The sequence below is a fragment of the Photorhabdus hainanensis genome (assembly GCF_018448965.1).
Lineage (GTDB): Bacteria > Pseudomonadota > Gammaproteobacteria > Enterobacterales > Enterobacteriaceae > Photorhabdus > Photorhabdus akhurstii.
This window is the reverse complement of sequence record NZ_RCWD01000025.1, coordinates 26,948-47,904: the sequence shown is the minus strand read 5'-3', so window position 1 is coordinate 47,904 and position 20,957 is coordinate 26,948. Positions and strand designations below refer to the sequence as shown.

Here is a 20,957-nt window from a genome sequence, read left to right as displayed (position 1 = left end):
TAACCATTAGTAATCACTTAGCAAAACCATCGTAAATTCTTACCCAATGCGACATTAAGTACCTACGCAATTTTCAGAAAAAACCCGTTGTGCAAATAGTTCAACGGGTTTTCTGCTTATTGGTGATTATGAGTTAGCACTTAATTATTATGATTTTTCAGGCCGTTGAACTCTAACATTAATCACTCGGCCATCGGGGATATCACATAGTTCACCATCATGGTAATAAACGACTTCCCCGCCATCGCTAATACTCTTAACACGTTTATTTTGAGCAAATATCGGCGCATCTCTATTTTGACGATGATAACATTCAATGGTTATATTTCCACTAGGCATATCTACTGATTCATTAACCCAAATCAGATTTAACCCGTTACTGTCTGCCGGAACAATGGTACCACCATGAATTCCCCATGCCCCATCTTTAGCAAAACCGTCGCAGCCGCTGATGCGATATTTCCCTGTCTCTATCCGCTCGACAGTCATACCCTCCGCTTCACGAGTTAGCTCATAAGTTCCGTCTGGATAAATACTTACTACGGGGCTGGATACTTTGAGATTGCCGTTAGTGTCAGCGATACAGTTATTATTCAGGATGGCAATAGGATTACCGTTATATTGCAATTTATCGCCGCCGATTGTCAATCTGCCGTATCTTTTTTCATTGCAAATATCAAAATCCGATGAGCCGTCACCTGGAACTCCAATGTAGGCGGTTCTTTTTCCCCCCTCAAAAAACTGAAAATATGCGTGTCTACCCGTGTCATATACTATATTAAAAACATCCCCGACCCCCCTTAAATTTGCCGACCCGGCATCAATCCGACCCACCGGAGAAACAGAGAAAACCCGATTGTTATTAATATATGCGGCCAACTCTCCACCGATTGTCAATTTGCTAGATTTTTTTTCATTACAAATATCAAAATCCGGTGACCCGTCACCTGGAAATCCAACGTAGGCCGTTCTTTTTGCTCCCTCAATAAACTGAAAATAGGCATGTTTACCGGTGTCATGTATTACATTAAAAACACCCGCGTTCCCCCTTATATTCGCTGACGCTGCTTCAATTAAACCCGCAGGAGAAACAGAGAAAACCCGTCTACCATTAATATCTATAGAATATCCATAGGTATCTACACTACCACCACGCACAATACCGGCTTTAGCATAATTGTCATACCAATTGTAAAGTGTATACGAGACTATTGTACCCGCCGGTCTTCCACCAGATTCAGAAGCTAACACAACCGCATTACGTTCGTTTGGAATTGTCTCGACTTGTTTAAACCTAGCGTTCCCATTTATATTCGCTGACGCAGCTTCAATCTGACCCGCAGGAGAAACAGAAAAAACCCGTTTGCCATTAATATCTATCGTATATCCGTAGGTATCGACGCTACCGCCACGCACAATCCCCGTTTTAATATAATTGTCATACCAATTGTAAAGTGTAAACCCAACTATCTCATTTGCCGGTCTAGCCCCCTGTAAAGAAACTAACATCGTCGCATTACGTTCAGTGGGAAGCGTTTCAACCTGTTTAAATCTAAAATACTGTGGATAATTCCCCCCGTTGGCCGATACTGCATTTTTCGCCAATTCCACGGTTTCCGATAAGCCGAGGTTTTTCACAAATACGTTTTTATCAGGAATATCTGCGCCATTTTGATTTTTTGCCAATCGGTTATTAGCATTATCATTTACATCAGAAACTAGCTTCTGAGTGACGGCGAGAGTATTACTATTACCTATTTTATCTGTGAGCTGAGTAACACCTTTTTGTGTTAATGAAGCATTTGGTACTTGTATTGCGATTTTTTGCTCTAACGCTTTATTTAATTGGACAATCAGTTTAGCTATATCCCCATCATCCAGAACATCATTGTCAGAATATGTCGCAATAAAATCAGCCACAACAGAGGCTATTGTCGACGACTGACGTAATACCTTGTTGAGTAAATGAGTGGTAATATTTTCCGGGGGAAATCCTGTTTTTAAACTCGGGCTATCTTCATATCCTTCTTGACTGACTACATTGGCATTATTACTAATGGAAAAAGCTTTAAAATCATTCTTGAGTTTCATATATTCTCCTCAAATTAAATAATATCAATTTATAATCAATAAGTTATTTCAATTATATTCTAGCTTAGAATCAGAATAATGAAACATTCTTAAAACTTAGGTTGACAACTATTTTTTATAATTATTCCTTACAATTTCACATCCTAAAAATAACTTATTGTTCGATAACCATCAGTAATCACTTAAAGGAAAGAATAATCAAACTGAACTTTGTACTCGTCGCACCCGGCAGGTACACTAGCCTTCTTTTTGTTTTATGCCAAAAGTGAAGAAAAATAGTGAGTAACATAAAATTAATCGTCGGTCTGGCTAATCCTGGTGCTGAATATGCCCAAACCAGACACAATGCCGGAGCCTGGTATGTTGACCTGCTCGCTCAAAGCCACAATCAGTCACTAAAAGAAGAGAGTAAATTTTTTGGTTACACCGCCCGGATCAATATCTGCGGTCACGATGTTCGTCTGTTAGTTCCGACGACATTTATGAATCTCAGTGGTAAATCTGTCGCTGCCCTCGCCTCTTTCTACCGTATCCAACCGGATGAAATTCTGGTGGCCCATGATGAACTCGATTTACCGCCAGGAGTGGCAAAAATGAAACTGGGTGGCAGTCATGGCGGTCATAATGGCTTGAAAGATATTCAGAATAAATTTGGCAATAATCCTAACTTTCACCGCTTACGTATCGGTATCGGCCATCCCGGCGACAAAAATAAAGTGATTGGCTTTGTGCTAGGCAAACCACCAGCCAGTGAACAAAAGCTGATCGATGACGCAATTGATGAAGCGCTGCGTTGTACTGATATCCTGATGAAACAAGATATGAATAAGGCAATCAATCGTTTACATAGCTTCAAAGCCGGCGCTTAATGACATGGAATCGATAAATCTTGTCTGTAAGATCGTGATAGCCCGCCATTCCGTGTATAATGGCGCCAATTTTTTTGACTCATCAAACAGGCTAACACAGCCTTTTGATTTATAAGTAATTTAAGGTGAAAATCATGGGATTCAAATGCGGTATCGTCGGCCTGCCTAACGTCGGAAAATCAACATTATTCAATGCGCTGACTAAAGCAGGTATCGAAGCAGCAAACTTCCCGTTCTGCACTATTGAACCCAATACTGGTGTCGTCCCTATGCCAGATCCACGGCTTGAACAACTGGCGGAAATTGTGAAACCTCAGCGAATCCTACCGACCACAATGGAATTCGTCGATATCGCGGGTCTGGTAAAAGGCGCGTCAAAAGGTGAAGGTTTGGGCAACCAGTTTCTGACCAACATTCGTGAAACAGAAGCTATCGGCCATGTTGTGCGCTGTTTCGTCAACGACAACATCATTCACGTTTCCGGTCAAGTTGATCCTGCTGCTGATATTGAGATCATCAATACCGAACTGGCCCTTTCCGATCTGGACACCTGCGAACGAGCCATTCATCGTGTCCAGAAAAGAGCCAAAGGCGGCGATAAAGATGCCAAAGCAGAATTGACAGTACTGGAAAAATGTCTGCCTCATCTGGAACAAGCGGGTATGTTGCGGGCGTTGGATCTTAGCACCGAAGAGAAAGCGGCTATCCGTTATCTGAGTTTCCTGACACTGAAACCCACCATGTACATCGCTAACGTCAACGAAGAGGGTTTTGAAAATAACCCACATTTGGATGCTGTTCGTGCGATCGCAGAAAAAGAAGGTTCGGTGGTCGTTCCGGTTTGTGCCGCGGTAGAAGCGGATATCGCGGAGCTGGAAGATGATGAACGCGAAGAGTTTATGGCTGAACTTGGCCTGGAAGAACCCGGTTTAAATCGCGTTATCCGCGCTGGTTATCAGTTACTGAATCTGCAAACTTACTTCACTGCCGGCGTGAAAGAGGTTCGGGCATGGACTATCCCAGTTGGCGCAACCGCGCCACAAGCAGCCGGGAAGATCCATACTGATTTCGAAAAAGGTTTTATCCGTGCACAAACCATCTCTTTTGAAGATTTCATCGCTTACAAAGGTGAACAAGGTGCAAAAGAGGCCGGTAAAATGCGTTCAGAGGGTAAGGATTATGTCGTTAAAGATGGCGATGTGATGAACTTCTTGTTTAACGTCTAATTGACTTTTCATCTCTGACAACATCGCAAGATATCTCTGAGACTGATTAAAACTCTTAAAATCCACGCGGTTGCGTGGATTTTTGTTTTTAATGGAAGCCAGTTTTGGTGTAGAAACAGCTAATCCGAGCCATTTTGTTTTTAATGGTTATAATTACTTTATGTGACTATTTACATGCTTTTCTATTAGGCGTAGTATGTTTTTACTGATGGCTTTCTATACGATAGTTATCCGGTGTGAGTCCGTTTAGTCACTTATCCTATTAAATTACGTTGTTTTGGGTGGTTCTTCTCTATCTAGTCAAAGTTCAAACAAGCCGATGAACAATCATTTTTAATTTACCTAATAAAGGAGTCCAGAAATACTTAAATCTTTATAAAACAATCTTTTAGTTCCTTTAGTACTAACAAAGAGGAAAGACCATGAAAAGTCACAAGAGGTTATCGTTATTCACGCTTCTACTGCTTACTGCCAGCCCGGTAGCGCTTGCGGTGCAAAACAATTGGCCCGGCACCAAAGTAGATCAACCAGCACCTAAAATCAAAGGGATGCCCAAAGCTCTGGAAAGAAATTTGGCTAACTTTGACGATCTTGATTTCCGTGTCTATACAGACCAAAGATGGTGGGATCTACATAAGAGCCATGCCATGAACATTATTGTTCACTACCCTGATGGTCATACTACTAAGGGTATTCGACAGCATCTTGACGATCTGAAGTATATGTGGACATTTGCTCCTGATAACCGAATCACAGAGCACCCGGTACGGTTTGGTACCGCTGATGCGGAATGGACCGCTGTTACGGGATTTACAGATGGAACATTTACGAAACCTATGGTTCTCCCAGATGGTAAGGTTATTAAACCTACAGGTAAGGCGTATCACCTCCCTATGGCGACACTCGGACACTGGAACAAACAAGGGGTTATGGATGAAGAGTATCTCTTCTGGGACGATTCTGTGCTTATGAAACAGATAGGTGTTAGTAATTGATTCAACAACTTCGTACGGACTTGCTTAAGAGCGAGTCCGTAAATGTTGCAATGTTATATGTTTGGGTCTGCCCCAATAGTGGTGGGGAGCATGATAACTTGTATGCGCAATTCTTTACAAAACCGGCTAGTCAGAAAAAACCGCCTATTTCCAATTGCATTATTCCTGTGGTTTTTCCGGCAGTTGCACTCGAACATTAATTACTCGACCATCAGGAATATCGCATAACTCACCATCATGGTAATAAACGGCTTTCCCGTCATCATTAATACGCTTGACTCGCTTATTTTGAGCAAATATTGGCGCATCTCTATTTTGACGATGATAACATTCGATGGTTATATCACCACTAGATGGGTCTACCGATTCACAAACCCAAATCAGATTTAACCCGTTGCTGTCTGCCGGAACAATGGTACCACCATGAATTCCCCACTCTCCATCTTTAGCAAAACCATTGCAGCCGCAGATACGATATTTCCCTGTCTCTATCCGCTCGACCGTCACCCCTTCCGCTTCGCGAGTTAACTGGTAAGTCCCATCTGGATGAATATCTACCACTGGACTAGAGACTTTTAAGTTGCCATTAGTATCCGGCTTGGCATTGCTTGTTGACCAGACTTTGTACCACGGATTCCATTTATTGATGTTACCGTCACCATTGTGCGTTCTATAGTATAATTCGCTCTTCGGCAAGTATGAGGAGTGAATCATCAGCTCATAAGCCTTAAAGGTCCCATACCCTCCTGAAAATCTCATTCCTGGCCCATGTATACCTGGGCCATTTAGTCCTACTGGATAGCCAAAATATGTCGAATTCTGAGGAATGTTATCAAAATTATCGATTGTAGAAGCTGTATTAGTCCCAACAACAACCGGCTTTGTACTAATAACTTCTAAATTGAGATTTTCCACAAATGCTTTCTTATCAGGAATATCTGCGCCATTTTGGTCTTTCGCCAACCGGTTATTAGCATTATCATTTACATCAGAAACGAGCTTCTGCGTTACCGCAAGGGTATTACTATTGCCGGTTTTATCTGTGAGCTGAGTAACACCTTTTTGTGTTAATGAGGCATTTGGTACTTCGGTTGCAATTTTTTGTTCTAACGCGCTATTTAATTGGGCGGCGAGTTTAACGATATCCCCATCATCCAAAACATCATTGCCGGAATATGTTTCGATAAAATTAGCCACAACAGAGGCTATTGTCGACGACTGACGTAATACCTTATTGAGCAAATGAACAGTAATATTATCCGGTGGGAATCCAGTCTTTAAATTTGGACTTTGTTCATATTCTCCTTGACTCACTACATTAGCATTATTACCAATAGAAAAAGATTTAAAATCATTTCTGGGACTCATACATCCTCCAAAATAAAATAATATTATTTTATAAATAACATATTAAACTACTGTAAACCACTCTCAAAAACTCACTTCAATCATAGTCTAGCCTAGAAAAATAATAATGGAACATTCTTACAACTTAAATTGATAACTATTTTTATAATTGATGGCAATGAAAAACAAAACCACCTAAAACCAGACATATATTAAAACCATTTTCATCTAATATATGAAAGTAACTCTTTTCATCCATTTCATCTCGAAAATATTTTTAATAACATTTACTTCACCATAATAAAAACAATAATTATCCACATAATAAACCCATATTATATTATTAGGTATATGCTCTTCACGGTAGAATAGATAAGATGAACATACAACAAAAATATTTTAACCAATAAGTTAATATAATTGAACGTAATCTTTAATTGTAACTATTCATTTTCTTACATTCACATAATAAATGCAAATAATTTTACCTATACTATAAAATAATTTGCTTTATTTAAAAATAACTCATTAGGTGTTTTATACCCCAGTGTCTCACGTTGGCAATTATTTAGTTTATTCATACGAATCTTATTTCCTGTTCTATCACCGATGAAAAATCTGTGCTCTTTGGAAGATACTGACAAATCAATCCATTTGTGTTTTTATTCACTCTGCGTTCCCAAGAAGCATAAGGATGTGCAAAATAAACTTGCGTTCCTATCGTAGGATTTTCACCAGTTCATACCTTTGCTTAGCTTCTAATTCATACCATCATTGAGTATATTAAAGGATTATGAAACATTTCTTATGGACGATATGACATGGTTTCCGTTTATATGGATAAACAAGACAAAACCAAGCAGATAGCTGACTGGAAAATTTGGTATAACGACAAGAACAATGAACTGATGCTTACCAGCTATTTTGCTTCCGGAAAAAAATATACTCTGCCAATGACAAGATGTGCGGTCATCCCCACAAAAGCCACGAAAGGAAATCTTCTAATAATAAATGGTCAATCCATTATCACGGCTATTGAAAGTGCAGAAACCTACGGCAATAGGTTTACCGTCATCTATTATCCCGGAAGTAACAAACCTTATGTCATGAAAACGGATAAGATTGAGATTATTTCCGCAACGAACATCATGAATGAAGCGGTTTTTGACTATTTTATCGCTGTGGCAAAAGCACGTATCAACCATACCAAAGGAAATGACAAGCTCATTGCTGAGAACGTGCTACGCCAAATGGAAAAAATCACTCCCCATCCTGATACGGCGCTACATGCTTATTGTTTTGGTAAAAATCAAACTCGGAAGCCGACTCAACATTTTATTTATCCCTTTGGAGTAAATGAAAGTCAGTTAAAAGCTGTTGAACACGCATTTTCCTCCCAGATCAGCATTATTGAGGGACCACCGGGAACAGGGAAAACGCAAACCATATTAAACATCATTGCCAATATTTTGTTAAATCAAAAGACAGTGGCTATATTGTCCAATAACAACTCTGCGGTAGAGAATGTATATGAAAAATTATCCAAAGTGGGACTAGGTTATCTGGTTGCCAAATTAGGGAGTTCCGATAATAGAAATCTGTTCTTTGAAACCGGGCAATCCTCCCTTACAGAACAAATTGAGCATACCACTGATATTCAGGCTATTAATTCAACACTAAACAAATTAAAATTGCATCTCAAAGCTCAAAATCAGGTAGCACTTCTACAGGCACAGATCGATGAATTATCCATCGAAAAACAATATCTAAAGCAGTGGCAAAATGAAAATTTAACAACAAAGCCAAAAATATTAGAGAAATATAAGTTACCACCACAAAAAACAACCGACCTACTTGCTTATTTAAACTATCTTGCAATGCGGCGTATTTCTTTTGCAAACAGAATTCAGCTCTTACTTAACTTCAGAATAGTACGTACCAAATTTCTAAATGATTGGGAGAAACGTAAGGAGTTCATTTATTCTCTACAATTCTCCTATTATGAAAATATGTTGCATCAAAAAACAAAGCTACTAGATAAGTATAAGCAAGAGCTACGGAACCACAATTTTAAACAATTGTTGAACAATCTAACAGATAGTTCGATGAAGTATCTTAAAAACCATCTACGTCAGCACATTCACCACCAGTCTACTTTCAGTGCACAAGATTATCGTAAAAGATTTAGTGAATTTACACGACGCTTTCCTATTATTAACAGCAGTACGCACTCTATCATTAATTCTATCGCCAGAGGCGCTTTGCTCGACTATGTAATTATGGATGAAGCTTCACAACAGGACATTATTCCAGGTATTCTAGGTCTCGGCTGTGCTAGAAATATCATTATTGTCGGGGATAGAAAACAATTACCACATGTCCCAGTGAAACTCCAAATTACGCCACCAGATGAATTTTACGACTGCGTAAAATATAGCCTTCTGGACTCTTTTATCGGGATTTTTCAGAATAATATCCCCATCAATTTACTCAAAGAGCACTACCGATGCCATCCAAAAATCATTCAATTCTGCAACAAACAGTTTTATGATAATCAACTCATCCCGATGACACATGACAACGGTGAAAAGGCATTATCACTAATTACCACCGCCAAAGGAAATCACACCAGAAACTTATCTAACCTGCGAGAGTTGGAGTCGCTAAATAAAATCGGATGGGAAGCAAACCATGATATAGGCTATATTGCTCCTTATAATAATCAGATCAACCTTTCTCAGGAGCACCTGCCGGAAGGTATGATTAAGGCCACAACACATAAATTCCAAGGGCGAGAGTGTAATGAGATTATTTTCTCCACTGTTTTAGACAAGAAGTGGGATAGCCAAAAGAAAATTTCTTTCGTTGATGATCCGCATCTAATCAATGTGGCTGTATCCCGTGCCAAAAACAAATTTACGCTGGTGACCGGGGATAATGTATTTACCAAGAACAACCAAAGTATTGCTGCTTTGATTCGCTATATCAGATATTATGCAGATACCAAACAACTTCATGATAGCCCTGTCATTTCTGCCTTTGATCTGCTTTATGACGAATATGACAAATCATTAGAAAAACTAAATGCCAAGTTGCGTACAAGTGATTCCAGATTCAAATCGGAACAAATTGTTGCCCAACTGCTACGCGAAACCCTAGCTCAGGAAAGGTTCAATTCAATTAAATATCATCAGCAGATTGACCTGATTCAACTGGTTTCACTGAAAAACAACACATTTATTCCGCATGAATTGGAATTTATGAGAAATAGAGCCAGCTGTGATTTTGTTCTCTACTTCAAAATGGGGAAATCTCCTTTGGGAGTCATTGAGGTGGATGGTTATTATCATGATACTGCTCAACAGTCTGAACGTGACAATGTAAAAAATGCCATTCTGATAAAAGCAGGCATTCCTTTATTAAGATTAAAAACCATCGATAGCGATATTCAATGTAAAATAGCTGCTTTTATAACTGGAATCCTCGACAACTCCTTCATAACAACCGATTGAATGCAAATATTGCTTACTAAGTGGAGAAAACATCCGCAGTATCCAGATACATTTTTGAACTCATCCAAATTTAATTTAAAACCTTCTGTTGATTCAGAAGGTTATTAAAATTATCGATAAAATTGGAGTTGTTTTTATTTATCACCGACTCCCATTAATTAATATAATATCTTAATGTTTTATCATTACCATATATTTCACCAAGATATGCTGATATTAAATATAAGTTCAACAGTGACAACTCGCATAAATAATAAAATCATTCCAAAAAACATAACCGATAATTACCCACACAATAAATCCACATTATATTCTTTATGTAATGCCATTCATCGAGCAATAAAATAAATAAGATGAACTATACAACAACAAAAATTCCAACCAATAAGTTAATATATTTGATCGTAATTTTCACTTGTAATTATTTTCACCTAATAAATATGAATCAAAACAAATCGACAAATAATTAATAATAAAATGCATTATTATAAAATAAAAAATAAATAGCAGAATAGTATAATGTAAGATTATTCAATAAAAACCGCACAAATTTTATTGAAATAGACTTTACATATTACATTTTTACACTATTATTAAAAGATTGTTATTGATATAAAATAAACTATCGTTTCTGAATCTGGAAATTATGTTGAGTAAGAAATAAAAATCAATTACTTATCTAATAAATCCATATAAGGAAAACAACTATGAGAGATATATTCACAAATTTTGATCATAAATTTAAAGATGTTCAAGAGTGGATAGAATACATTAAACACAGAGGAGAAAAATATTCTAAAACACAGCCACATTCAGATAATATTTTTACTCACTTCTCCGAAATTGAGAATCTTTCTGATATACAAAGTCCAGCCAGTGTAGCAACGACAAATGCATACACACTGTTCGCGAAAAAATCAGCTACATCAAATAAATACCCAGTCAGTGTCACTGAGGGGCTGCAAACTATCATCAATTTATGTCGAGTCGCATCAGGCTATGACCCATTGGAACCAGAAAGTGATGGCAATGCTCAGAAATTCATAGCATTCACCGAAGAAATAGAAAAGGTTCCCTTTCTCTCTTTACTATGGGCAGACAAAAGTACGATTACTCAACAAAGCCATGACACAGATGTCTTGATCGATTCTTTTATTAAAGTCTTCCAAGGATTATCTCCTCAAGATAAAATTACCATTAAGATTTATTTGAAAAAGTTGATTGATACCGCTTTATCATATGCCGATCAGAAGGAAAAAAAATCCAATCTAGTACAATATGCTCTGGCTAAAACCCCAAATGGAGTGTCACTTTTACTCTATTCTTTTGTATTGACAATAAAGAAAGTAGATAACAAAGGTACGATTAAATTTACATCTCATTATAATCTTTGCCAGGCAGAATATAATCTCAGCCAGAAAATATGGGAAATGACAAGATCGGTATTGGAGAAAGAAGATAAGATAACCATAGAATATTTAATCGATTGTATGACAACCAAAACGAAAGCATAAAATGACAACTTTCTATAAGCAGATTAATTGATTTATATCAATGACATCATTACCAATATATTCTGGGATTATTCTCATTATAGTTATTCAATAAAATTATTAAGCTCAACAAAAATACAATATATGAAAATATCACATAAACAACCATTTATCCGTGAGGAATAAGTTAAATTACATACCCTTAATATTTGATAGTGAAAAATATCCATTTATGGATATACTTAGTTTGCGAAAAATATATTTAACATTCGTTAACAAAAATTTAAAGTAAAATTACCAAGTTAAAAAAGCAGTAATATTAAGTACATGATTATCGATTTATCTCACTGTTAATAATAGGGTTAAACATTGTTCCCTATTTTCAACAGTACCCTAACATTCAATCCCTAACTTAATAAATCTATTAAGGATAAAAATCATGGAAAATACCTTAAACAATCCTGATTATGCAGTTAAAAAAGCCCAAGAATGGATAGAACATATTGAAAAAGGAGGAACAAGGCTCCTTAACGATTGGGAACGCTCAGGCAATATTATTATGGATTCTCCTGATGCTGGCGATTATTCTGATGTACAGAGTCCGGCTAATGGCGCAGCTACAGGAGATTATATACAGCTTGCAAAAGACTCTTCCACATCATCTAGAAATCCACTCAGCATTGCCGAAGGCTTGCAAACTGTTATTAATATGTGCCGTGCGGTCTCCGGCTATAATCCTTTAGATCCTGAAGGCCAAGGTAATAAAAAGAATTTCTTCTCATTTACATCAGAATTATCCGGCGTTCCATTCCTTTCTTTACTGTCAAGCAGCGTACAAAATGTTATTCAAAAAAGCCATGACGCAGATGTTTTGATCAACTCTTTCCTGGAAAACTTCTTAGGATTATCTAGTCAAGAGAAAGAGCAGATGAAAACCCCGCTGAGACAATTAGCTATCGCAGCATTATCCTATGCAGGTAGAAGACAAACTCAATCCAATTTCGTACAAAGTGTTCTTGCTACATCACCAAGAGGCGGAGTGTCATTCTTCTTATATTGGTCTGAGTTTTCAATCGTCGCTTACGAAGATGATAAAGGTCTTATCGAATTCAAATCTCATTACTTCCTGCCACAAGCAGAATATAACCTAAGATACGAATCATGGGTAAATGTAAGACCCGCGTTCGAGAAAGCACAGAAGGTATCATTAGAAGATTGGATTGACAGTATGACCACTCGAAGAAAGAAAGGAAGTAATGTAAGAGCGCTTTGTATAGAATAATATGGTGAAATAACCCCAAAATGGTGTCTGCAAAAGCGTCGTGGACACCATAAAGTTCATTGAATCCGCGATAAACCACAGTAATTATTTTTCGTTGACCCGGTATCAAGCATAGTATCTCAGTATCAGAATCCCTCACGTTCTTGCACTGGAAGCTGGTCACGTTCTATCAAGAAATCTGCCGTAACACCAAGACCATCAAACCAACTATCCCAAGATTCACCAACCACATCAACCTGTTTCACATCTTCGGGAAAACCACAACTTTGGAAGGTCGGACTACTTACTTGAGAACGGTTACTTTTAAATACCGTTGCTTTCTCCACGAGATTCTCCTTGGTAGAGATTAATATCAGCCTGAGATCAGACTATTTCAGCCAATAATGTATGACAAATATTGCCTAAAGTCTGCATAGCATGTTCCATTTTCTGATCCCAATCAAAAGAGGCATTCAGACGAAAAGCATGATTAAACTGTTCGCTGGTACAAAACATACTGCCCGGAGCAATGCTGATCCCTTCCGCCAGTGCCAGTTGATAAAGCCGCTGCGCACTGAACGGCGGCTCAAATTCCAACCAGAGAAAATAGCCGCCTTTAGGGCAATTTACTTTTACTGACGCAGGCATATAGTCACCAATCGCTCGTAACATCAGGTGTTGACGTTGCTCCAATGTGCGACGAAGGCGGCGTAAGTGGTTGTCATATCCCCCTTCCGCAAGATAATCAGCAATTGCCAATTGCGTCGGCATGCTAGCAGAAACGGTACTCATCATTTGTAGCTGTTGGATTTTCCTGGCATGTTTTCCTGCCGCAACCCAACCTACCCGAAATCCCGGCGCCAGACATTTAGAAAACGAGGAGCAATGCATAAAGTTATTTTCGCTGTCCAACCCTTTCGCCGGTACAGGCCGTTGCTGCTCGAAATAGAGTTCACCATAAACATCATCTTCAATCAGCGCCACCTGATTACGGTTCAGAATATTCACCAGCCGTAATTTACTGTCAGCGGACATCGTTCCCCCTAGCGGGTTCTGAAAGTGAGTCATTAACCAACAAGCTTTTATCGGGTATTTCTGAATCACCTCCTCCAGCGCATCCAAATCAATACCGTTTTGTGGATCAGTTTTGATGGCTACCGCTTTCAAACGCAAACGTTCAATGGCCTGCAAAGCGCCGTAAAAAGCCGGTGATTCAATCACCACCCAATCACCCGGCTCCGTCACCGACTGTAAACTGAAACTCAGTGATTCCATCGCACCAGCGGTAATGACAATTTCATCAGGAGAGACATGAATACCATGCATGGCATAACGGCGCGATATATTACGGCGTAACTTATCATTGCCCGGCGGTAAATTGGCTAAAGCGCTATGTGGCGCTATTCGCCTGGCAGCGGCCGCTAACGCTTTGGAAAGTTTAGGTTGAATCAATAAGGATGGGTCCGGGAATGCTGAACCAAACGGAATAATCGCAGGATCTTTACACGCCTGTAATACATCAAAAATAGAAGCGCTTATTTCCACGCTTTCACTTAAATGTAATCGCTTTCCCCCTTTTGCGGCGGCAAAGGGTTGCAAACGTTTAGCAACGTAATAACCCGATTGAGGACGAGAAACGATCCATCCCTGACTCTCTAATAATTGATAAGATTGAACAACGGTCATCAAACTCAAACCTGATAACTTCACTGACTCTCTCAGCGAAGGTAATCTATCTCCCACCAGCCAGGTACCATCTTCGATATGTTGAAGAATTTGCCTGGCAAATTGTTCATAACGCTTCATCAATTCAGACCTCTCCGCAAACTGTTATAGTTAATATACAGAAAACTGTCACTATTATAGTTATTTTTTTCATGCTTTACTTACCCGTATACATTTCCTGCCTTTATTCAAACTAAAAATAAGAGGTCACCATGTTTGGTTTAAGCGCCTTGGAACTGGCCAGAATTCAATTCGCGTTTACCGTCTCGTTTCACATTATCTTTCCGGCGATTACCATCGGGTTGGCAAGCTTTTTAGCCGTACTGGAAGGATTATGGCTGAAAACGCGGAATACCGATTACAAAGTGCTATATCATTTCTGGTCGAAAATTTTTGCCGTTAACTTCGGAATGGGCGTGGTTTCTGGTCTGGTTATGGCTTACCAATTCGGCACCAACTGGAGTTTTTTCTCTGATTTTGCTGGTTCGATCACCGGCCCGTTACTGACTTACGAAGTACTGACCGCATTCTTTCTTGAAGCGGGCTTTCTCGGCGTGATGTTATTTGGCTGGAATCGTGTAGGTGAAAAATTACATTTCTTCGCCACCCTTATGGTTGCGCTAGGTACTTTGATCTCCACTTTTTGGATACTGGCCTCCAATAGTTGGATGCAAACCCCACAAGGTCACGAAATTGTCAATAATCAGGTCGTCCCCGTCGATTGGCTGGCCGTGATATTTAATCCCTCCTTTCCATATCGCCTGGCTCATATGTCTACTGCGGCCTTCCTCGCCTCGGCATTCTTTGTTGCAGCTTCAGCGGCATGGCATTTATTAAAAGGCAATGACTCGACAGCAATGAAAAAAATGCTATCCATGTCGATGTGGATGATCCTGATTATTGCGCCTTTACAGGCATTGATTGGGGATGCTCACGGTCTTAACACACTCAAGCATCAACCCGCCAAAGTCGCGGCAATGGAAGGCCACTGGGAAAATCTTCCCGGCGAAGCGACTCCGCTGATCCTGTTTGGTATCCCGGATATGGAACGGGAAGAGACGCGTTATGCCGTCGAAATTCCTTATCTCGCCAGTCTGATTCTGACTCACAGTATAGATAAGCAGGTTCCTGCTCTTAAGGAGTTTCCACCGGAAGACAGACCAAACGCGCTTATGGTTTTCTGGTCATTCAGAGTGATGGTCGGCCTCGGTATGTTGATGATAGTTGCTGGCTTTTGGGGGCTTTGGTTGCGCTATAAAAAACGACTTTATCAGTCAAAAGCCTTCCTGCGTTTTATATTCTTGATGGCGCCTTCCGGCCTGATCGCCATTCTTGCCGGTTGGTTTACTACCGAAATCGGCCGTCAACCGTGGGTCGTTTATGGTCTGCTACGCACCAAAGATGCGGTATCCGCACACGGTGAAATCCATATGAGCATCAGTTTGTTGCTTTTCATCGCGGTTTACAGCTCGGTATTTGGTGTGGGTTACGCCTATATGATGAAACTTATCCGCAAAGGTCCCAAAAAGGAGTTAAACAATGGGTATTGATCTACCGTTAATCTGGTTCATCATCATTGTGTTCAGCATCATGATGTACATTGTCATGGATGGTTTTGATCTTGGCATTGGGTTGCTCTATCCCACGATTAAAAGCGATAGGGATCGTGATTTAATGATGAACAGCGTCGCGCCGGTGTGGGATGGCAACGAAACCTGGCTGGTGCTTGGAGGCGCGGGTTTATTCGGTGCTTTCCCTTTGGCTTATGCCGTTATACTTGATGCGTTAACCATCCCCCTGACATTAATGTTATTCGGTCTGATCTTTCGTGGCGTCGCCTTTGAATTTCGTTTCAAAAGCGCGCCTGAGCATCGTCATATCTGGGATAAAGCTTTTATCGGCGGCTCGGTGATGGCGACATTTGTTCAAGGTGTGGTGGTGGGCGCCTTTATTCAAGGATTCCCGGTGGAAAACCGAGCTTATGCCGGCGGCTATTTTGATTGGTTCTCACCCTTCCCCCTATTTTGTGGTTTTGGGCTGGTAGTTGCTTACGCCTTGTTAGGCTGCGGCTGGCTAATTATGAAAACCGAAGGTCACTTACAACAAGAGATGTACCGTATCGCCCGTCCGCTCATTTTTATGATGCTGACAGTTATCGCCATTGTCAGCTTATGGACGCCATTCATTCATCCAACAATCGCTGAACGTTGGTTCAGTCTGCCTAACCTGTTGTTCTTCCTCCCTGTGCCACTATTAGTGGTCTGGGCGGGCTGGAAACTACTACATTCAATCAAACGCCAGACTCATTACACACCGTTTCTATCAGCGCTATTGTTAATTTTCCTGGGCTACAGTGGATTAGGCATCAGTATCTGGCCTAACTTGATCCCACCCGCAATTAGCTATGAAGCTGCGGCGGCGCCACAACAAAGTTTAGGTTTTATGCTGGTCGGCGCTTTACTTATCATCCCAGTGATCCTGGTTTACACCTATTGGAGCTACTACGTTTTTCGAGGGAAAGTTAATCATGAACAAGGCTACCATTAATCAAAACACGCCACGCCCTTCTGTATGGAAACGAATAGGCTGGATGGCAATGATCTGGTTATGCGGTGTGATGGCTCTTTTTGCTGTTTCCACACTATTTCGCCTGTTAATGACAGCAGCCGGTATGAAATTGAAGTAATTATTAACACTATTTAATAAATTGAGCTAAAGTTTTCATCAGTATTGCAGAACGGAATCTTAGCCTGATGAAAACAAGTTCAAATAACACCATCTTCAAAAATCAAAAACTGTTTGTAATCAACTCTATTATAAATTTATTTTTACTTTTTATACTATTGTTGATTAATAAACCGTCGATTCCAGATTTGATTTTACCGTTATTGATAATGTTAAGTATTACAAATGTCTACTTCCTGATAAAAGTGGTACATAACTCTGTTCCTGTTAAAGAATGGCAACATGCAAGATACAAAGCAGAAATTAACGCCCTGAAACAAAAAAATGGCTATTTGGATTTTCTCTGTCAAAGCCATTTCAAACTACAAAATTGTAAGCTGCTACCTGAAAAGCTACAGGAGATTTTTTCCCACCTCAATCGCCTGATCCCTTTCTGTGAAGCCAAAATCATCTTTTACCCATCACAACAAGAATATTCCTTCCGTAATCCTCATCAATGCCCCTATTTTGACGTGCCGCTTATTACGAGATGGAATTTAGATGACAATATTGATAACTATGGAACACTCTGGATAAAAACACACAGAAATAGTGATCTTACTCCCGATGAAAAAAGTCTGGTTCAGGATGTGGTAACTTTAATGACAAATAAACTATTACGGGAAAATCAGCTCCAATGCCAACATCAGAGTGTGCTGGCCGCAGAAAGAGCCGCTATTTCCCGTGAACTCCACGATTCCATTGCTCAATCCCTCTCTTTCCTTAAGATTCAAGTTAATTGCCTATATATCGGCAGTGATAATTTACCCAAGCAAAGTTTAACCTCGCTGAATATGATTAAAGATGAGTTGAATATTGCCTATCGACAGCTAAGAGAATTACTGGCAACTTTCAGGAATGAACAACCTCAATGTAATCTACAAGAATCTTTACAGGACTTGATTAATGAATTTAACCACCGTCTAGGCTTCAACATTGAATTCAATTATCGCCTGACACATCAGCACATTCCTGACAGTTACAGCAAACATTTGATACAAATCATTAGGGAATGTTTAAACAACTGTTATAAGCATGCCGACGCCAATTGGATCAGTGTCCGCATTTACCCTATTGATGACAAAATTATTACAGTTGTTAGTGATAACGGTCAGGGTATCAATTTGGACTCCGCTAATAAAAACAAATTCGGCATGGCTATTATGCAAGATAGAGTTTCTATCCTGGGTGGACAATTACAGATAAAGAATCGTAAACATGGCGGTACAGAGGTAGAAATTCAATTTTCACTGGATTGAAAAAGGCGGATAAATTCCATTATCGACAGCAACGCAATTTGTTGAATGATAATAATTATCATTTTCTCTAATTACTGTTACACTAACTTTGGCTTTATCAGACAATAACCTTCGGTAAATTTTCCAGAGGAATTTTACGTGACTAATAGCACAATTGAAGAAAAAAATATTTACCGTCCTGCACCACCGAGGCTTGTTCAGGTAAAAAATATTTTCGACGTAACACCTAATATGCGCAGCATTACTTTTACCAGCGAGTGTCTGGATAGTTATCCCACTGAATGTGAAGGCGGGCACCTAAAGATATTCTTACCGCTTCCGGGGCAGACCAAACCGGTATTACCGACTTTATCCCCAGAAGGCCCAATATGGCCACCGAGCGGGCTGCGCCCCATTGTCCGTACTTACTCGGTTCGCGCCATCCGCACCGAACAAAAAGAGATCGATATTGAGTTTGCATTACACCACAATGGCGGCCCGGCAGTGGAATTTGCTTATAGCGCTAAAATCGGTGACTGGATCGGTATCACTAACCCCGGCGGCCCAGATCCATTACTACCAAAAGTCAGCCACTACTATATGGCTGGCGACCCAAGTTCCCTGCCTGCTATTGCCGCGCTCTTAGAAACAGTAAAACCAGACGCGACCGGGCAGATCATTATTCGTATCGAAAGTGAGCAAGATATTCAGGAATTAAAAAAACCGGCTGGAATAGCGGTTCACTGGATCACCGGTGATGTTGAAATAACTGACAAAATCGTATCTGAATTCAAATCCTGGTCATTACCAACAGAAGATGTCACTTTCTGGCTTGCCGGTGAAGATAAGCTGGTAAAAGAAATTCGTCGCTATATTCGCCGAGAAAAAGGCTATGAACGCCACCAGCTATATGCCATTCCTTACTGGAGACATGGCTTTGATGAGGAAGGTTATCATGTCCTGCGTCATGAAGTAATGGATAGCGACGATTAAGAACCTTGTATATTTATATTCGCTTGATCCCCTCTCCTACTAAAATTCGTGGGTGAGGGAATCAACGATACGGATATTATCCGCAACATCACTTAAAACGAAGTTTTTAAAATCGAAGAAATGCGATTGACGATAATTCAATTTCTCTTGAGTTTGTAACATTTTGTTACAAATTTTCATTTTTTCGTGAATTAAAAAAATGAAAATTTTCCTTGCTATTTACTGATGATTTAATAATCAATCTGAGCTTCGCTTAAGAGAAGGGAACCTCAGGTTAAATAGGACCGAGTTGCTTTACCCGATCAGATCCTCTGACGATCTCAGTATAACTGAAATCCTTTGGAGCCTTTTTGAGTTGGGTGATCCAGTGCAAGCCCTCTATATCATCAGACAACAAAATGTACTGTCTTTCAGTGGGTATGAATCCCACCCGGAACTAAAGAAGTCTCTCCTGATAGCTGCTTACTTATCAGAGGCGGACCACCTCCTCGAGCAGCACCTTCTCTTCTGTCAGCAAACGGGCATGTTCACCCACGATTTCACGCAGTACCGCCAATTCAGCTTCCAGTCAAGCCACGCGGTCAACTGCTGCGGGGAATAAAATATAAAAATTCATGATGGATGCTTGATGAGATGTAACTTATAAGAGACAATAAGTATAAGTCATTGTGATGAGGGCAGCTGAATGCCTTATACAACACTACGTTATCAGGACGGTAACAAAAAAGTTCCTTATACTGAATGGATAAGAAAACTTAGAAAAAAAGATCCCCGCGCTGCCGCTAAGGTTGACACTCAAGTATCCCGCGCATGTGCCGGAAATTTCGGGGATCACAAATTTGAAAGGGATGGTGTCTGGGCATTACGAATTGATTACGGGCAAGGCTACCGCGTTTATTATTCGATGGAAGCTGGACAAATAATCCTCTTACTCATCGGAGGCAACAAAGGCTCACAACAAACGGATATAGACAAAGCCGTTAATTACCTTAAAGATTTTCATGTGAGGATAAAAAATGACAGATAAAATCAAAATGAAAGTAGCCTGCGAAGCAGGTGACTCTAATATCCCAGCTTCAATCGATCACGATACTGCAATGATTGAAGAGTTGCGCGCCGATCCTGCATACGCTGAAATCTATTTACAGACGGCGTTAGAAGACATTTACGAGCCGGGTGGCGTTGGTGCGTTCCTTATTGCATTACGCCAGATCATTGAGGCTCGTGGCGGCGTTGGTGAGATAGCCAAAAAATCCGGTCTTGCCCGACAGCATATTTACCGCGCGTTATCCGCTAATGGCAACCCGACATTGAGCACTATTACTGAAATAACACGTGCAGCGGGAGTTAGATTAACCCCGGTCCACTATTCCTAATATGGTGCTGGTTTATTAGCGCCGATTTGTGGGGGGTTCATTCCTCAGCCCCACAAATCGGCCTAGTACTACAGCCGTAGATGTTGTGTAATAATACGCCAAGTTTT

Annotated in this window: 17 protein-coding genes and 1 pseudogene; 13 read left to right on the top strand and 5 right to left on the bottom strand. The window is 40.0% G+C overall.

Annotated elements, in window-relative coordinates; translation table 11 throughout:
* Positions 1-147 precede the first annotated feature (147 nt).
* A complete protein-coding gene (locus tag EAE92_RS15715) occupies positions 148-2,091 on the bottom strand; it encodes a phage tail protein (protein ID WP_214068749.1) in 1,944 nt (647 codons plus the stop codon).
* Between the two features lie 278 nt (positions 2,092-2,369).
* Here EAE92_RS15715 and pth point away from each other — a divergent pair, with 278 nt between their 5' ends.
* The 3 genes from pth (at position 2,370) to EAE92_RS15700 (ending at position 5,181) form a co-directional block, all read left to right on the top strand.
* Positions 2,370-2,960, top strand: a complete 591-nt coding sequence (gene pth / locus EAE92_RS15710) for an aminoacyl-tRNA hydrolase (protein ID WP_214068748.1) — start codon at positions 2,370-2,372, stop codon at positions 2,958-2,960.
* A 134-nt stretch (positions 2,961-3,094) separates the two neighbouring features.
* Positions 3,095-4,186, top strand: coding sequence for a redox-regulated ATPase YchF (gene ychF, locus EAE92_RS15705; protein WP_214068747.1), 1,092 nt, complete (start codon positions 3,095-3,097; stop codon positions 4,184-4,186).
* A 422-nt stretch (positions 4,187-4,608) separates the two neighbouring features.
* Positions 4,609-5,181 (top strand): nuclear transport factor 2 family protein, encoded by a 573-nt coding sequence (locus EAE92_RS15700; protein ID WP_214068746.1) that lies wholly within the window; start codon positions 4,609-4,611, stop codon positions 5,179-5,181.
* Between the two features lie 159 nt (positions 5,182-5,340).
* On the opposite strand, the gene EAE92_RS15695 is transcribed toward EAE92_RS15700, so the two are convergent.
* Positions 5,341-6,549: a phage tail protein gene (locus EAE92_RS15695; protein WP_214068745.1), complete on the bottom strand. Its 1,209-nt coding sequence runs from the start codon at positions 6,547-6,549 to the stop codon at positions 5,341-5,343.
* A gap of 467 nt (positions 6,550-7,016) precedes the next feature.
* A pseudogene (locus EAE92_RS24680) lies at positions 7,017-7,243 on the bottom strand (transposase); the annotation flags it as partial.
* A gap of 106 nt (positions 7,244-7,349) precedes the next feature.
* Here EAE92_RS24680 and EAE92_RS15690 point away from each other — a divergent pair.
* The 3 genes from EAE92_RS15690 to EAE92_RS15680 all read left to right on the top strand — a co-directional run bounded on the left by EAE92_RS15690 (position 7,350) and on the right by EAE92_RS15680 (position 12,815).
* A complete protein-coding gene (locus EAE92_RS15690) occupies positions 7,350-10,040 on the top strand; it encodes an AAA domain-containing protein (protein ID WP_214068744.1) in 2,691 nt (896 codons plus the stop codon).
* A 707-nt stretch (positions 10,041-10,747) separates the two neighbouring features.
* A complete protein-coding gene (locus tag EAE92_RS15685) occupies positions 10,748-11,554 on the top strand; it encodes a hypothetical protein (RefSeq protein ID WP_214068743.1) in 807 nt (268 codons plus the stop codon).
* A 418-nt stretch (positions 11,555-11,972) separates the two neighbouring features.
* Positions 11,973-12,815, top strand: coding sequence for a hypothetical protein (locus EAE92_RS15680; protein ID WP_214068742.1), 843 nt, complete (start codon positions 11,973-11,975; stop codon positions 12,813-12,815).
* Between the two features lie 125 nt (positions 12,816-12,940).
* Here EAE92_RS15680 and EAE92_RS15675 read toward each other — a convergent pair whose 3' ends face one another.
* Entirely contained in the window at positions 12,941-13,141 is a 201-nt protein-coding gene (locus EAE92_RS15675) for an AbrB/MazE/SpoVT family DNA-binding domain-containing protein (RefSeq protein ID WP_046395195.1), read from the bottom strand.
* A gap of 37 nt (positions 13,142-13,178) precedes the next feature.
* Positions 13,179-14,600 (bottom strand): aminotransferase-like domain-containing protein, encoded by a 1,422-nt coding sequence (locus EAE92_RS15670; RefSeq protein ID WP_214068741.1) that lies wholly within the window; start codon positions 14,598-14,600, stop codon positions 13,179-13,181.
* A 131-nt stretch (positions 14,601-14,731) separates the two neighbouring features.
* Here EAE92_RS15670 and EAE92_RS15665 point away from each other — a divergent pair, with 131 nt between their 5' ends.
* The 7 genes from EAE92_RS15665 (at position 14,732) to EAE92_RS15635 (ending at position 20,850) form a co-directional block, all read left to right on the top strand.
* Entirely contained in the window at positions 14,732-16,069 is a 1,338-nt protein-coding gene (locus tag EAE92_RS15665) for a cytochrome ubiquinol oxidase subunit I (protein ID WP_036814203.1), read from the top strand.
* Positions 16,059-17,066 (top strand): cytochrome d ubiquinol oxidase subunit II, encoded by a 1,008-nt coding sequence (gene cydB / locus EAE92_RS15660; protein ID WP_214068740.1) that lies wholly within the window; start codon positions 16,059-16,061, stop codon positions 17,064-17,066. The genes EAE92_RS15665 and cydB overlap by 11 nt, the downstream gene beginning before the upstream one ends.
* The gene (locus EAE92_RS15655; protein ID WP_214068739.1) at positions 17,047-17,205 is read left to right on the top strand and encodes a DUF2474 domain-containing protein; all 159 of its coding nucleotides are present in this window, start codon (positions 17,047-17,049) and stop codon (positions 17,203-17,205) included. Before cydB ends, EAE92_RS15655 begins: the two co-directional genes overlap by 20 nt.
* Before the next feature lie 208 nt (positions 17,206-17,413).
* Positions 17,414-18,502, top strand: coding sequence for a histidine kinase (locus tag EAE92_RS15650; protein WP_246545239.1), 1,089 nt, complete (start codon positions 17,414-17,416; stop codon positions 18,500-18,502).
* Positions 18,503-18,640: 138 nt separating this feature from the next.
* Positions 18,641-19,474: a siderophore-interacting protein gene (locus tag EAE92_RS15645; protein ID WP_214068737.1), complete on the top strand. Its 834-nt coding sequence runs from the start codon at positions 18,641-18,643 to the stop codon at positions 19,472-19,474.
* A gap of 685 nt (positions 19,475-20,159) precedes the next feature.
* Positions 20,160-20,501, top strand: coding sequence for a type II toxin-antitoxin system RelE/ParE family toxin (locus tag EAE92_RS15640; protein WP_036814197.1), 342 nt, complete (start codon positions 20,160-20,162; stop codon positions 20,499-20,501).
* A 7-nt stretch (positions 20,502-20,508) separates the two neighbouring features.
* Complete coding sequence (locus EAE92_RS15635) at positions 20,509-20,850, top strand: addiction module antidote protein (protein ID WP_088776107.1); 342 nt, start codon at positions 20,509-20,511, stop codon at positions 20,848-20,850.
* The last annotated feature ends 107 nt before the right edge of the window (positions 20,851-20,957 follow it).

Bases quoted from the DNA above. Each gene is read 5' to 3' on its own strand.
- EAE92_RS15640 (WP_036814197.1), top strand. From the start codon at position 20,160: ATGCCTTATACAACACTACGTTATCAGGACGGTAACAAAAAAGTTCCT.
- EAE92_RS15685 (WP_214068743.1), top strand. From the start codon at position 10,748: ATGAGAGATATATTCACAAATTTTGATCATAAATTTAAAGATGTTCAA.
- EAE92_RS15650 (WP_246545239.1), top strand. From the start codon at position 17,414: ATGTTAAGTATTACAAATGTCTACTTCCTGATAAAAGTGGTACATAAC.
- EAE92_RS15690 (WP_214068744.1), top strand. From the start codon at position 7,350: ATGGTTTCCGTTTATATGGATAAACAAGACAAAACCAAGCAGATAGCT.
- EAE92_RS15700 (WP_214068746.1), top strand. From the start codon at position 4,609: ATGAAAAGTCACAAGAGGTTATCGTTATTCACGCTTCTACTGCTTACT.
- ychF (WP_214068747.1), top strand. From the start codon at position 3,095: ATGGGATTCAAATGCGGTATCGTCGGCCTGCCTAACGTCGGAAAATCA.
- EAE92_RS15635 (WP_088776107.1), top strand. From the start codon at position 20,509: ATGAAAGTAGCCTGCGAAGCAGGTGACTCTAATATCCCAGCTTCAATC.
- EAE92_RS15665 (WP_036814203.1), top strand. From the start codon at position 14,732: ATGTTTGGTTTAAGCGCCTTGGAACTGGCCAGAATTCAATTCGCGTTT.
- EAE92_RS15695 (WP_214068745.1), bottom strand. From the start codon at position 6,549: ATGAGTCCCAGAAATGATTTTAAATCTTTTTCTATTGGTAATAATGCT.
- EAE92_RS15670 (WP_214068741.1), bottom strand. From the start codon at position 14,600: ATGAAGCGTTATGAACAATTTGCCAGGCAAATTCTTCAACATATCGAA.
- EAE92_RS15655 (WP_214068739.1), top strand. From the start codon at position 17,047: ATGAACAAGGCTACCATTAATCAAAACACGCCACGCCCTTCTGTATGG.
- EAE92_RS15680 (WP_214068742.1), top strand. From the start codon at position 11,973: ATGGAAAATACCTTAAACAATCCTGATTATGCAGTTAAAAAAGCCCAA.
- cydB (WP_214068740.1), top strand. From the start codon at position 16,059: ATGGGTATTGATCTACCGTTAATCTGGTTCATCATCATTGTGTTCAGC.
- EAE92_RS15715 (WP_214068749.1), bottom strand. From the start codon at position 2,091: ATGAAACTCAAGAATGATTTTAAAGCTTTTTCCATTAGTAATAATGCC.